The sequence below is a fragment of the Desulfamplus magnetovallimortis genome, from assembly GCF_900170035.1.
GTDB lineage: Bacteria > Desulfobacterota > Desulfobacteria > Desulfobacterales > Desulfobacteraceae > Desulfamplus > Desulfamplus magnetovallimortis.
Genome location: NZ_LT828541.1, coordinates 268,499 through 282,454, shown reverse-complemented (window position 1 = coordinate 282,454; position 13,956 = coordinate 268,499). Strand labels below are relative to the sequence as shown.

Genomic DNA, 13,956 nt, shown 5'->3' with positions numbered 1-13,956 from the left:
AAATCAAATTAAGGGTTCCATCCTGAAGACCTCTGAAATCTATATCTGCATTGCCCCACTCCAACACATCTGCTTCCACAAGTGTTAGAAGTTTTCTCTGGATATCATCAACGGAAATATCAAGCTCCAAGGCATTTTTAAGCTCCTTTGGTGTCCAGTAGCGGTCAGAGTGTTTGCTCAAAAAGAGAAGCAAAGCCTTGGCATTTCTATCATTTACCTTTTCCAGGGTAAGCTGGATGTATTCCCCCCAGGTGCGGGACATCTCGGAATAACGGTGTGTAATTTCATAGTTAACCGTAGCAATAACACCCTCTTGTGTGCAAAGGTCTTTATCTTCATAACCGCTCTGAATTACACAGGATATAAAAAAAGGATCTGACATGCAAAGGGAGTTGATCTGTGCTGCTGTCTCGTTGGTTATTGGCTCTTTGTAAGCCTCTGCATATCTGTAAACTGCCTCAAGACCGCTTTCAGGCGTGAGATAAGGGGACATGAAAATTTCGGTGAGGCGTCCAGCCTCAAGGTATTTGCTGCTTATATTTATAAGCCATCTTATATAGGAGCCTGTCACAAGCATGGGAGCTATTTTGGATTCAACATGGTAGTGGAAACTGCCTGCAAGTGATTCAATTGGTGATGTCTGAAAATGGGGATCTGGATATATGTATTGAGTTAAATTCTGGAATTCATCAATAATAACAAGAAAACGTTTATCATTAAGAGCTGCAAAGCGGTGGGGGGCAGAGTAGGCTGTTTCCCACATCAGATCATGATTTTGTTTACTTTGATCGTCTATCAAAGAATTTATATCACGTACAATATGAATTAAATTATTTGATTCAGCATAATCATTGATCTCCGCAAGTGTAAGAGAGGTAGGTATAAAGCTGGAATCCCTTTCAAGAAATGATATATACTGGGAAACAAAAGCCCTGTAATATTTTATTGCAAACATTGGATACCATACCTTGCTTTCAGCAACATCAAAGTAGAATGGAATAACATCTCCATTTTTCATCCAGAGATTATTGTAAATCCGCTGAATAAAAGCTGTTTTTCCGCTTTTTCGTCTGGCAAGGATAACTCGTGATTTGGAGAGCTTCTTGGGAATATTCTCAATCCATTTGTGGAAATATTTAAACTCCTTTTCCCGTCCTACTAAAAGATCTGGGTTGCCAATTTTTTCCTGGAGAGGGTATTGTTGTGTGTCAATAATATGCATAGCGTTATTTTTCCTGTTTGTTCCTAAGGCATTTGCGTCAGAATATAATAACTCAAAGCCGACACATATGATCTTTTGAACCTTGTCAAAATTGTCTGAATCAGGATACCCAGGATTAACAGGATAAGGTAGGATTATTTATCCTGAGCATCCTTTTCATCCTGGTTATCCTGAGTCAGATAAATTGAATAACTGCTCAAAAAGCAATAAGTTGTCGATTTTGAGTAAGGAAGTTACAGCAAAAGCATAAGCACCCGCGAGTTCCGATGCTGGTTATAGGTCTCTTTTCTTTTTTCAGGAAGATCCATTGGTGTTGCATGGGTAAAACCAAAGCCGTAGAACCAGTCAGATGTGCGGGTTGTCAAAAGAAAAAGACGTGCAAAACCTTTTGTGCGTCCCAGACGAATAAGGTACTCCACAAGACCCTGTCCAACCCCCCTTGATTTGTAGGAAGGGTTTACGGCAATTGCGCCGATCTCTCCGGAGTTGTCATCAAGATCAAAAAGTGCTCCACATCCATAAACTGCCTTGTCAACTTCATATATGTAGTAGTTATCTATGGCTTCTGAAATATCTTCTTCTGTCCGCATTACAAGGTTACCCTCTTTTACATAACCATCTAAAAGCTGCATCAATTCCGGCAGATCATCATATGTTGCCCTGCGAATATGGGCATGGCGGTTGGCGTAGATCATTGTACCGCCGCCTATGCTTGAAAAGACCTCTTTAAGAAGGCTGCCTTCCCTTTTTCCAGATATGATATGTACTCTTTTTACTTTGTTTGTCTTTGATGTAACTTTAATGGCATTTTCAAGATACTCTTTTTCCTGATGGGAAAGAAGCTGGCTGTTTTTTTCAAGAAGCGCTCTTGCATGGTTTCTGTCAAGATTGGAAAAATAGCCGTTTGTCTGAAGTTGTGCCCCTTCAGGTATGATAAGCCCCTTTGACCTTATGCCTTCATGTTCTCCTATGAAAAAAAGTTTTGATACCTCAATGTCCATGCACAGAGAACAGGCAACCTGTGTGGAGTTGAGGTTATATGATGCACCAAGGGCATTAAGTCCTATTGGGTGAATCAGAGGGATAAATGCCTGGTCAAGAAGTCTTAAGATAATATCTGAACGGATTTTTTCCACTTCGCCGCTGCACTGGAAATCAACCCCGTCACGCACCCCAAGGGATCTGGCCTTTATCCAGTTGCCCATTATGCCGTTGAGTTTTCCTGCTGCAAGGTGGGATATTATGTTTTCAGCAACTTCCATGGCTGCAAGTTTCACATGGGGAAGAATCTCAGGAGGTGTTATCCTTACACCTTTTACAAGGGTGGTTTTAAGTCCCGCCTGTTTCAGGTTGCGTTCAATGGTAGCCCTTGTCCCTGGAATGATAATGATCTTTATTCCAGCTTCATGAAGTCTTATAAGATCCTTCATAAGGGAAGGAAAAAGAGGGTCATCAAGGAGTATATCCTCAATTTTCAGGACAAAAATATGGTTTCTGAATCTTCGTATATAATCAAATACCTCACGAATGGTGCTGACACTTGCCTGATCAGCATATCGTCGGGGCAGGTTAATTTGAGTTTGTTGATCAATCATATCTTTTTAAAATCCAATGGGAAAAATATCTGCAACACTCTTTTTTGAGAATTTTTTCTTAAGGTTTGCAGCGTTGCTGATTGTTTCAATACTTTTTTGTAACTGGCGAAGATATTTTTCCACAGAAGCTGTTTTTGACGGACATATTGATTGGGGATTTTTTTCAACTGCTGACATAAAAGCTTTAACAACACAAGGATCAAAAAGGATACCGGCACTTTTTTCAATACCTTTTATTGCATCCGGAATGCTCATTTTTTTAAGATTAGGGCGTCCTGTTATCATGGTTTCAAAAACATCACACACAGCAATGATCCTTGCTCCAAGGGGAATATTTTCCCCCTTGAGTTTTTCAGGATAACCTGATCCATCAAATCGTTCATGGTGATATAAAATAAGAGGCTCAATTCCTTTAAACATTGGCAGTGCCTTGACAATTCGTGCTCCTGTGACTGGATGCTCTTTTGCCTTTTCCATCTCTTTAAAATTGAGTTTCCCAAGGCGCTCCAGCACATTGTCTTCCATGCCTATCTTGCCGATGTCATGTAAAAGTGCTGCATGAAAAATGGTGTCGGTTTCATGCCTCGGCAGTTCAAGTTCAATGGCGGTAAGTTTTGCAAGATCAGCTACTTTAATAGAGTGCCCGTGGGTTTTGCTGTCCTTTGCCTCAAGTGCAAGGGCAAAACCCTCCACAACCTGCCGGAACATGGCAATCATCTCTTCATCATAACTTAATGCCTTTTGCAGTGCAATTGCCCCCTGCTCTCCAAGTGCTGTAACAAGCTCCTTTTCCAGTGGGGCAAGTTTTTTTCTGCCTGTGAAATAGACAGCAAGAATACCTGTGTATGGACCGTCAATATCAAAAAACATTGCAGTTACAGAGCCGACTCTCTGTTTTCCAAGCCTTTCAAGGTTGGGTATTCTCTCATCATTTCTGGCATCTTCAATAAAAACCTCTTTTTTACCGTGAAAAGAGATGTCATTATTTTCATGTTCGCAGGTTGCGTCAGTTGGCCATGAATGTTCAGTGTCTGTATCAGGTTCAATTTCAAAAATCTTGGCAAGGGTTCTGTAATCTGTTTCTGCAAGGCTTCTGTAGGTAAATCCGTGGGATATCATGGTCTCAATTTTCTTTTTGTCCCTGTTGATAATCCAGTAAATTGAACCCTTGGCATCCAGTATTACGGTTATATTTTTGACAATGGTCATAAGAATTTCAGAACTCTTGCTTCCGGAGTGGATTGCACGGCTTATTTCGGAAAAAAGATTGAAACAAGTTTTGTAGTCAATGGTCATTGATTTGATTTTCCTGTATCATGAAAAAAAATTAATCCAGGGTAGAGTGAAGTCACGGGAGAGCATTTTTTGTATTCCGTGAACAGATGAAAGCGCATCTTTAAGAGAAGCTCTCTGTGAAGGTGTAAGTCTTGAAGGATAGACAAAATCATCAGGCAGGCTATCTTCTCTTATTTTACGAATGTTGGTTGTAAGACGCAACATCGTAAGTGTTTCAAAGGCAGATGTCAAAACTGTTGTCTCTTCGGTGGAGATGACTTTTTTGCTTGAGAGTTGTTCAATTCGTCCCAGTGTGGATGCTTCCTTTATATTGTGCTTCAAGGCATATATCCTCAGAGCATTTACAATATGTACAAGACCGGCTGTTTTCAGATTGACCTGATCCTTGAAAGGGCCGCTTCGCTTGGTTCTTATCCTGCCAAGCAGGGTTATGGGGTTGCTGTTTTTCAGCTCATCATCAGCAAGCATATGGGTTATCATATCTGATTCATTACAGTGGTGTACTATTTTCTCCCAGAGCTTTTCTGCAAGTGTAAAATCTCCCCAGACCGGCCGAAAATCCAGAAAGATGGTCATGCTTCTTGTATCTTCAGGGTCAAAAGAGCCTGACCAATTCTCAAGGGATTCCATCCAGGATGTCAGGGATTTTCTCCATTTTGGATTGGTGGCCATGACATCGCCTCTGCAAAGGGCAAAACCGCATGAGTTAAGTCCATTTACTATTTTTTTTGAAAGAAGTTCAAAATATCTATCCACCTCTCTTTTTTTATCAGGAGTATCATCTTTTTTCTGTTCCGGATCTGCATATATCATTGCATTATCCTGGTCACTTCGGAGAGTCTGTTCATGCCTTGCAGCACTTCCCATGTTTATCCAGCAATAGGTAAGAGGTGGATAACCCATACCTTCATCTGCCATCTCCTGTTCAGAAGCCATAATAACAGAGCGGGTAAGGGCTTCATGCTTTTCTGAAAGAGTCTTAAGTATCACCGAAAGCGGTGCATCATCCATCAAAAGCATTGCCAGCTCGTCGTCAACTCTGCGGCTTAGTATGCAAAGATCTTTTAAGTTTAAATCGGAATACTTTCCATCATTATCATGGGACAGGGTATGGGGTTGTGATGGTGAATTTTTTTTCACAGCATTGTCATGAGGCAGATCCGGAGGATAGTGGCGGGAAGTTTTGTTCTCGCCATTATCATCAGGCAGACTCAAAGATTTCTGTTTAGAAACATCGTTCTTTTGATCATATTTGTAGCTTACCAATGTCTTTTTAACCTTTTTATTGTTTCCGGATCCGCTCTGAATGGAATGTCTGGTGCCTTGGGCAGTGGAATAGAATGGGATGCGGAGAAGGGAGTATCCATTATTTTCATGTTATATGCTTTTACCATGAGGATTTCCAGATTGATAACATCCTCAATATTGTAGGCCAGAAGGGTTTCAAGGGCTTTTATATTTTTTCTTCTAATATAGTCACTCCAGAGAAGAACGGCAAAAAAACCGTCAACCCCATCAAGTTCTCCTCTTCTGATACCCATTTTTTTTTCACAACCCTTAAGACCGCCGTCATAGCCAAGGCTTTTGAGCAGATACCTAAGATCAATGTGCACATGTGGAATGGATAGCCTGAAATATTTTTCAATAAAAGGGATATCAAAACATTTGCCGTTGTATGTTATAATGGTTGAATATTGAAAGAGAGCTTCAGGAAACTGTTCCATATTTTTCCCATTGACAAAGTATTGAATCTCCTTTCCATTAAATAGAGCAATTGTTGTAATTTTGTCATAACTTTCCATGCCTGTTGTTTCAATATCAAGATATACTGCATTCTTTCGGACTTCAGGGAAAAAACGCCAGTGAAGTCCTGAAGGCAGAAGGTTTTCAAAATAGTTGAAATTGCCGTTTTCAATTTGCTCCATGGAGTCCTTGATATGAGTTTTAAGTTTTGACCTTTGTCCGGCAGGGATTTTAATCTCTGGATTTTCAATATCTTTCCAGCTCATTACTCCGTTATTCCATAATTTTTGTTCGCTTTTTATACCAATACCTGGTATGTGATGAAATGTATTTTTAAGCATTGATATTCCTGAATTTTCATGGCCGAGTTCAACGGCCACCCTTTGATCATGAAAATCATAAGGGGTATTTTAATAATATGGGAATTTCCATTTTATATGATGCAAAAGCAAGTAGTTATGGAAAAGCCCACCCAAAGGGCACTATGTTCATTTTAAACAAATCTTGATAAAAAAAATGTGTGAGTGTACTTTGTTTAAAAGTATTTCATACTTTGTTGTGGCAGATGTGTCTGCCATGTCAGTTATTATAGCATTTCCCGTGAAAACATTGAATGAATATATGATGAACCGTCAAAAAGCTCATTCGTCAAAAGCTTATGAACCTGTAAAAAATCCGATTTTGAGAATATTTCAGTCATAACCTTCAGAAATTATTAATACTCAAATTTGAAACCTATAATCTCTTGACCATTGTCAATATTGTCTGGATCAGGATGCCCAAGATTAACAGGATAAGGCAGGATTATCTATACTGAACATCCTTTTTATCCTGATTATCCTGATTCAGACAAATTCAGCAACTACAAAAAAATAATAAGATGTCGATTTTGAATAATAGCGATTTTGACATTTTCGACTTTTTACGAGACCATCATTAATAACTCAGTAGTTTAATGCTTTAAAATTTCCAAAATTATTCTTTTTAAAGATTCTCCTCATAATGGTAAATGTATATAGGTAATATCATGGATGATCAGTCACAAAATGAAGAGATAAAGCAGATTCAGAAGGTTCTTGGTGTAATTCTTGATACAACAACAGATGGTATCTGGACCTGGAATTTTACAACAAGCGTCATGACATTCAGCCCCCGCTATTATACAATGCTTGGGTATGAACCAGATGCCTTTTCAGCAACTTATGAGAACTGGTTGAATCTTATACATCCCGACGACCGACAGCAGGCAAAGGCTGTTGCAGATCACTTTCTGGAAACAAAATCAATTGTTTATCATAATGTATTTCGTTTGAGGACAAAATCAGGAGATTACAGATGGATTCGTTCAAGGGGCAAGGTAGTTGAGCGGGATGAAAGTGGGGATATTCTCCTTATGATCGGGAACCATGAGGATATAACTGAACAGAAAATTGCAGAGATAAAGATGGAGGAGAGTCAGAAAAAATATGCAGCTTTTTTTCATACAAATCCTGCAGGACTTGCCATTACATCCCTTAAGGATGGCAGGGTGATTGAAGTTAATGAAAGCATGGCAGGTTTTTGTGGCTACACATGCAGTGAGTGTATTGGCAAAACATCCCTTGAGCTTGGATTCTGGGCAGAACCGGTTGAGCGTGAAAATTTTGTGGCTGCTCTATCCAAAGGTGTTCCGTTACGAAACAGGCATATGACATACCTTAACAGGGCTGGAGAACGTCGTGAAAGCATTTTGTCTGCTGAAGTTCTTACACTTGATGGCGAACAGTGTATCATGACCGCAATGTTTGATATTACGGAGTTTGAAAAATCAAGTCAGGCTCTTAAAAGTATCAAAAGCCGCAATGAGGCAATGATATCTGTAATGCCTGATCTTCTTTTCATGATCAGCAGGGATTATCGTTTTGTTGAGTGCCATGCATCTGATCCTGCCGACTTTATTCTTCCAAGGGAGAAGCTTGTGGGCAGAACGCTACGTCAGCGTCTTCCCCTTGATCTGGCCATACTCAATGAGCAGTATGTTGACAGAACACTTGAGATGAGAAAGCGGCATCAATACCAGCTTAACCTTGATGTTGAAGGCACTCTTAGAACCTTTGAGGCCAGGATGGTTCCCTGTGATGAAGAGCATGTTGTGGCAATTCTTAAGGATATCTCTTCTGACGTAAAAATGGAGGAGCGCCTGAATCAGGCACAGAAGATGGAAGCCATAGGCACTCTGGCCGGTGGAATTGCACATGATTTCAATAATATACTCTCTCCGATGCTTGGATATGCCGAACTTATTGAGATGGTGCCCAATGATCAGACCATAATACAGAACGGCATAAAGGAGATATCAAAGGCAGGAATACGTGCAAAGGAACTTATCAACCAGATACTTTCATTCAGTCGTACCAGGCAGCAGCCTGTTGCTCCAATTTATCTTCATACCATAATAAAAGAGTGCCTTAAGCTTCTTCGATCGTCAATTCCCACAACCATTGATATCCGTAAAAACATTGACGAAAAGTGTGGTGCTGTCATGGCTGATCCCACAAGGGTTCATCAGATTATCATGAATCTTGCTACAAATGCATTTCACGCCATGGAAGATAATGGAGGTGTTCTGGAGATAATCTACAAGTGTGTGGATGTTAAAACGGAAAACAGGCATCTGCCAGAGATGCTGCCCGGAAGATATGTCACTATTGTTGTCAGGGATACAGGCACGGGTATTGAGAAAGGTCTTCAACAGAAAATATTTGAACCCTATTTTACAACCAAAACCCAGGAAAAAGGTACAGGGCTTGGCCTCTCAATGGTTAACAGCATTGTAAAGAGCATGAGTGGTTATATTACCGTTGAAAGTGACATTGGCAAAGGGGCAAGTTTTTATATATATTTTCCAGTAGCTGAAAAGCCTCAACTTGAATTGCCTTCTGAAAGAAAAGTGAATCCGGTCAGGGGCAATGGAGAAAGAATTCTTCTGGTGGATGATGATCCGGCAATTACAAAAATGATGAAAAGTCTTCTCAATCTGCTTGGATATCGTATGACAGCAATGGAAAGCCCTGTTGAAGCTTTGAAAGTCTTTTCTCAGTCACCCCAGAGTTTTGATCTTCTTGTCACAGACATGACAATGCCTCAAATGACAGGTCTTCAGCTTTTAAAGAATATAAGGGAGATTCGACCGGAATTGCCTGTAATAGTCGCATCCGGATTTAACACCCAGATCAATGAAAAAAGATGCAGGGAATACAATATACAGTGTTATATGAAAAAACCATATACAATAGATGAAATCTCTGAAAAGATAAAGTTAATTTTGACATAAAGTCGGCGCATTCCCATCAAAAAAAGTGTAAAATAGTTTCGGGATGATATGAAGGATGTCAAATCAGGATGATTAACTCAAAATCGACATCTTATTGCTTTTTCAGAAGTTATTGCAGTTGTCTGAACCAGGATAACCAGGATGGATAGGATGCTCAGGATAGATAATCCTGCCTTATCTTGTTAATCTTGGGAATCCTGATTCAGACAGTGTTTACAAGGCTTACAAGATCATAGGTGTGGACTTTGAGGATTAATATTATGCCTTTGGATTTATCAGATACTTTTGTCGTTGGTATTTCTGCAACCGCTCTATTTGATTTAAGTGAAATCGACAGGGTTTTCAGGGAAACATCAAGGCTTAACCCTGATAACGCAATTGAAGTTTACCGAAAACAGATGATGGCCACTGAAGAGCAACCCCTTGCTGCCGGTACAGGTTACCCATTGGTTAAAGCCCTTCTCAATCTGAACCGTTATCAGGTTGAAAATCAGCCTCCCCTTGTTGAAGTTGTAGTTATGTCACGCAACAGCCCTGATTCAGGTATATGTGTACTCAACTCAATAAGACATCATAAACTTGCAATATCAAGGTCTGCTTTTACAGCAGGCGAGTCGGTTGTTGACTATCTTGATGCCTTTGATGTTGACCTCTTTCTGACCACCAATGCAGAGGATGCTCAGAAGGTGATTGACAGCCGTGCGTGTGCCGCAGCCGTTGTAACTCCGCCTCCGGAGCAGATTGATGGTATGGAGACCGATCAGGTGAGAATTGCTTTTGATGGTGATGCTGTCCTTTTTGATGAAAGCAGTGAAATTGTATATAAGACAAAGGGTCTATCTGAATTTCAGAAAGATGAGGATGAAAAACAGAATATTCCCCTTGAAGAGGGGCCATATGCCACTCTTTTGAAAAAACTTTCCAGGCTGCAGGATCGTCTTCCCATACGAATGGAATTTTCTCCTGTAAGAATAGCCCTTGTCACAGCAAGAAGCAGCCCTGCCGAGATGCGGGTGATAAAGACCCTCAGACACTGGGGGGTCTATATTGATGAGGCTTTTTTTCTTGGCGGAGTTGGAAAAGATAAGGTTTTGAAGGCATTCAGACCACACATATTTTTTGATGATAAAATCATACATCTTGATGCTGCCTCCAAAATTGTACCTTCAGGCCGTGTGCTGTACAGAAGTGAATCCATCCTGAGCCGTCCTGATGAAGCTGCCATGTAATTGGCTAAAGAATGAGTACGAAATCACTTTCCCTTTTCAAGAACTGAGACAGGTTTAAAATCAGTCCCAAAGTACTCAAATGGGCAAGTTATTTAAGACTAATTCCTAAGTGGACATGGCTTCAATGCAGCCCCACAAAAGATGTAAATATATATCCATTTCCACGATAAACAGGCATGATTGATTACGTATCAATCACCTCCACATATAAAAATGATAGTCATTTTGGTGGTGTCCCAAATATGTTGATGAGCTCTTCACAAACCTTGATTCAGCAGGGCTTTCACAAAAAGATATCAACACTTTTATGACACTACCGTCATTTTCACGGTAAACGGACATGGCTGGCGCTCAGCCACCCCCGACCATGAAAATAATGTATCCATTTCCACGGTAAAAAGCAGAGAAGATAACTCATGATATCAAATTCAATTCAAAAAGCATCAAATGATTACAGATACCATGGCCGTATTCTAAATGGAGATTACAGTCAGATGCTTCAGGGCCGGATTCTTGAGTGTATCAATGCCTTTCAGCTCATAGAAAAAACAGGCACTCCTGCAATGCTTTATATTGCTGCATGGCAGGAGGATGAAAAGCAGATATGGTATGAGTATGTATGCCACAAGATAACTTCAATTCTCGGATGTGAGCCTGGAGAGACAGCCGGTGCTTTCTGCAGAAGCGTCATTGAAAGCCGGATATACAAATATGGTGTTAAGCATGAAAATGATGACACTACCATCCGGAAGGAGCAGATTCCCCAAAATGCATTGAACTGTGAAAGAGAACACCTCAGAAGCGAAAGCGTTTCTGCTGGTGTTACAGAAGCAGTTTATAAAATGTCTCTTCAGAATCGTGGTGAGATATGGTTGAATGATAAAGCCAATATTGAATGGTATCAGGAAGATGGCATATATGTTTCCCTTGGTTCTCTTACAGATGTTACTAAGGAGATGACTGCTGAAGAGGAGAGGGAGAAGCTTCTGGTTCAGCTTCAGGATGCGCTTGCAAAGGTAAAAATGCTCAGTGGTTTGATACCTATATGTGCAAACTGTAAGCAGATCAGAGATGACCAGGGATACTGGAATCAGATCGAAGCCTATATAAGCAGACACTCTGATGCACAATTCAGCCACGGAATTTGCCCTGACTGTGCAAGAAAACTCTATCCTGATTTTTTTAAATCAAAGAATAAAAAGAGTTGATAAGTCTGTTAAAAGTCTTACTTCAAGATTTTTCAAGCTGTAACATACTAAAAGTGATGTTCTCAAAAATAACATTTTAGTGCTTTTTTAGGGCATTCTTCATATCATACAGAAAGTACTTTACACTTTCCATAACAGTATCCCCGAAAAACGGGCATTCTTTTCGGGAAAGTGTAAACTGGGAAATGAAAGATGCCTAATTTTTTTACCGTGGAAATAGATACAAATTTCCATATTCGGGGGTGGCTGAATGCCGGCCATGACCGTTTACCGTGAAAATGACTATCATTTTTATATTTGGGGGTGATTGATACGCAATCATGTCCGTTTACCTTGAAAATGGATACAAATTTTCATATTCGGGGGTGGCCGGACTCCGGCCATGACAGGTTACCAAAAAACAAAATATTTTTCTGGAAAGCTATATTTGGCATTTATTGATACCATCAAATTGAATGGATAAAAAACATGAAATACCCTTTGCCGGAGAGAATTGGCGAGCCGGAACTTCTTGTTGGCCGTGAAAAAGAGTTTGCCCTTTTCCACAAATGGATTGGTGGCATACCAAAGCGTATTTCCAAATCCCGTGTAATCCTTGCACGAAGAAAAAGCGGAAAGACAGCATTTATTCAGAGGCTTTTCAACCAGTTATGGAATGAAAATGGTAAGATTATACCATTTTTTTTTGAAATAACGGAAACAAAAAAATGGTTTCCTATTTTTGCCATTGACTATTTTTGCAATTTTGTATCTCAATATATATCTTTTGTGGAAAGAGATGATACGCTTATTAGAAAACCATTAAATTTAAAACAGATAAGAGTCTGGGCTGAAGCCAACGGCAATGATTATCTTGTAAGTGATGTGGATTCACTGCTAAATGACAAAAAAAACAGGGCATATGATTTAATGTGGAAGACTGCTTACACTGCACCTGAATCCTATGCAGCGATTTTTGATATTCGTTTTCTTGTCATAATTGATGAATTTCAGAATATAACTGAATACATATATCGTGATGAAGGCTGTGAAACAGCAAAGGATGAAACCCTTGCCGGCAGCTTTCACGGAGTATCAGAATCCAAAATAGCGCCCATGCTTGTAACCGGCTCCTATGTTGGCTGGCTTGTGGGAATTTTAGATCAATACCTTGAAGCAGGTCGGTTGAAACGCTTTTTCCTGAACCCTTACCTTACTCCTGAAGAGGGTCTTGAGGCAGTTTTTAAATATTCTGAATACTATGAAGAAGCAGTGACCAGTGAAGCAGCGATTCAGATCAATCAGCTATGTCAGTCAGATCCATTTTTCATATCTTGCGTAATGGGAAGCGAGTTTGAAGGCAAGGATTTAACAACCCGTGAAGGAGTTGTTGATACTGTAAATTTTGAGATATCAGACAGAAAATCAGAGATGTCCATGACCTGGGGAGAATATATTGAACTTACGCTCCAGCGTGTAAACGACATCCACGCCAAGACGATTCTTCTCCATACGAGTAAACATGCAGACCGCTACTGGACTCCAAAGGAGCTTAAGGAAACTTTAGGGCTTGATATCACAGTTCAGGAGATTCAGCATAAATTAAGAACCCTTGTGAAGGCGGATCTTCTTACAGAAGGTGTTTCAGACATTGATTTCAGGGGGCTTCAGGACGGCACCCTTTATCTGATTTTAAGAAACCGCTTTGAAAAGGAGATCAGTAGCTTTGAGCCTGATTTGAGAAAGGATTTTCATGAAGAGCTTGATCGTCTTCAAAGGGATAAAAAATCCCTTCAGGGAAGGCTCAATAATCTTGTGGGTAAATTTGCAGAATATCAGCTTGCAACGGATTTCAGAAGCCGCAAAAGATTCACCCCCTCGACATATTTTGATGGTTTTCCCGATGAAATTAAGAGTGTGGAGCTGAACATTGTTGATGTAAAGCTACGTGTAAAATTTCAAAGGCCGGATGGTAAGGAGATGGAGATAGATATTCTGGCTGAATCCGATTGCGGAAGGGTTTTGGTTGTGGAGGTGAAAAAGACAAAGGATAAAATCGGTCTTGATTCTGTAGAACACTTTTATGAGAAATTCAGATTTTATGCTGCTTATTCAAAGGATAAAACAGACCTTTCAAAAGACCAAACTGTTTTGCCTGCTTTTTTTTCCACAGGTGGTTTTACCCATGATGCTTTGTTGTTTTGTAAAAATAATACGATTGGAACGTCTGAAAAAATAGTATGGTATATGGGATCGTGATATTAACGACATGTTTTTGGATATCACCCTGATCTTTCAACATTTTTTGGCATGCTTCATTCACCTCTTTACACTTTTCAGAAAGGTAACCCCATTTTTAAGGAGTATCATC

The 13,956-nt window shown here is 40.0% G+C and carries 9 protein-coding genes; 4 read left to right on the top strand and 5 right to left on the bottom strand.

The window, feature by feature from the left end:
- The 5 genes from MTBBW1_RS05410 to MTBBW1_RS05390 all read right to left on the bottom strand — a co-directional run.
- Positions 1-1,222 (bottom strand): ATP-binding protein (locus MTBBW1_RS05410; protein WP_186441096.1); only part of this gene is annotated, 1,222 nt, incomplete at its 3' end.
- A 233-nt stretch (positions 1,223-1,455) separates the two neighbouring features.
- Positions 1,456-2,817 (bottom strand): amino-acid N-acetyltransferase, encoded by a 1,362-nt coding sequence (gene argA, locus MTBBW1_RS05405; RefSeq protein ID WP_080800308.1) that lies wholly within the window; start codon positions 2,815-2,817, stop codon positions 1,456-1,458.
- A gap of 6 nt (positions 2,818-2,823) precedes the next feature.
- Entirely contained in the window at positions 2,824-4,113 is a 1,290-nt protein-coding gene (locus MTBBW1_RS05400) for an HD domain-containing phosphohydrolase (RefSeq protein WP_080800305.1), read from the bottom strand.
- 18 nt (positions 4,114-4,131) lie between these two features.
- Positions 4,132-5,379 carry a DUF294 nucleotidyltransferase-like domain-containing protein gene (locus MTBBW1_RS05395; RefSeq protein ID WP_080800301.1) on the bottom strand — a complete coding sequence of 416 codons (1,248 nt, stop codon included), beginning with the start codon at positions 5,377-5,379 and terminating at the stop codon, positions 4,132-4,134.
- Positions 5,373-6,197 carry a ribonuclease H-like domain-containing protein gene (locus tag MTBBW1_RS05390; RefSeq protein WP_080800298.1) on the bottom strand — a complete coding sequence of 275 codons (825 nt, stop codon included), beginning with the start codon at positions 6,195-6,197 and terminating at the stop codon, positions 5,373-5,375. The genes MTBBW1_RS05395 and MTBBW1_RS05390 overlap by 7 nt, the downstream gene beginning before the upstream one ends.
- Positions 6,198-6,883: 686 nt before the next feature.
- Here MTBBW1_RS05390 and MTBBW1_RS05380 point away from each other — a divergent pair.
- From MTBBW1_RS05380 to MTBBW1_RS05365, 4 genes are all read left to right on the top strand, one after another.
- Entirely contained in the window at positions 6,884-9,169 is a 2,286-nt protein-coding gene (locus tag MTBBW1_RS05380; RefSeq protein ID WP_186441095.1) for a PAS domain-containing hybrid sensor histidine kinase/response regulator, read from the top strand.
- A 260-nt stretch (positions 9,170-9,429) separates the two neighbouring features.
- Positions 9,430-10,398: a 5'-nucleotidase gene (locus tag MTBBW1_RS05375; RefSeq protein WP_080800291.1), complete on the top strand. Its 969-nt coding sequence runs from the start codon at positions 9,430-9,432 to the stop codon at positions 10,396-10,398.
- A 416-nt stretch (positions 10,399-10,814) separates the two neighbouring features.
- A complete protein-coding gene (locus MTBBW1_RS28155) occupies positions 10,815-11,606 on the top strand; it encodes a hypothetical protein (RefSeq protein WP_080800288.1) in 792 nt (263 codons plus the stop codon).
- A gap of 468 nt (positions 11,607-12,074) precedes the next feature.
- On the top strand, positions 12,075-13,844 hold the full coding sequence (locus MTBBW1_RS05365; protein ID WP_080800285.1) for an ATP-binding protein: 1,770 nt from the start codon (positions 12,075-12,077) through the stop codon (positions 13,842-13,844).
- Positions 13,845-13,956 lie beyond the last annotated feature (112 nt).

What these genes read in the sequence shown, in the direction of transcription:
- argA (WP_080800308.1), bottom strand. Translation starts at nt 2,817, where the DNA reads ATGATTGATCAACAAACTCAAATTAACCTGCCCCGACGATATGCTGAT.
- MTBBW1_RS05400 (WP_080800305.1), bottom strand. Translation starts at nt 4,113, where the DNA reads ATGACCATTGACTACAAAACTTGTTTCAATCTTTTTTCCGAAATAAGC.
- MTBBW1_RS05390 (WP_080800298.1), bottom strand. Translation starts at nt 6,197, where the DNA reads ATGCTTAAAAATACATTTCATCACATACCAGGTATTGGTATAAAAAGC.
- MTBBW1_RS05380 (WP_186441095.1), top strand. Translation starts at nt 6,884, where the DNA reads ATGGATGATCAGTCACAAAATGAAGAGATAAAGCAGATTCAGAAGGTT.
- MTBBW1_RS05375 (WP_080800291.1), top strand. Translation starts at nt 9,430, where the DNA reads ATGCCTTTGGATTTATCAGATACTTTTGTCGTTGGTATTTCTGCAACC.
- MTBBW1_RS28155 (WP_080800288.1), top strand. Translation starts at nt 10,815, where the DNA reads ATGATATCAAATTCAATTCAAAAAGCATCAAATGATTACAGATACCAT.
- MTBBW1_RS05365 (WP_080800285.1), top strand. Translation starts at nt 12,075, where the DNA reads ATGAAATACCCTTTGCCGGAGAGAATTGGCGAGCCGGAACTTCTTGTT.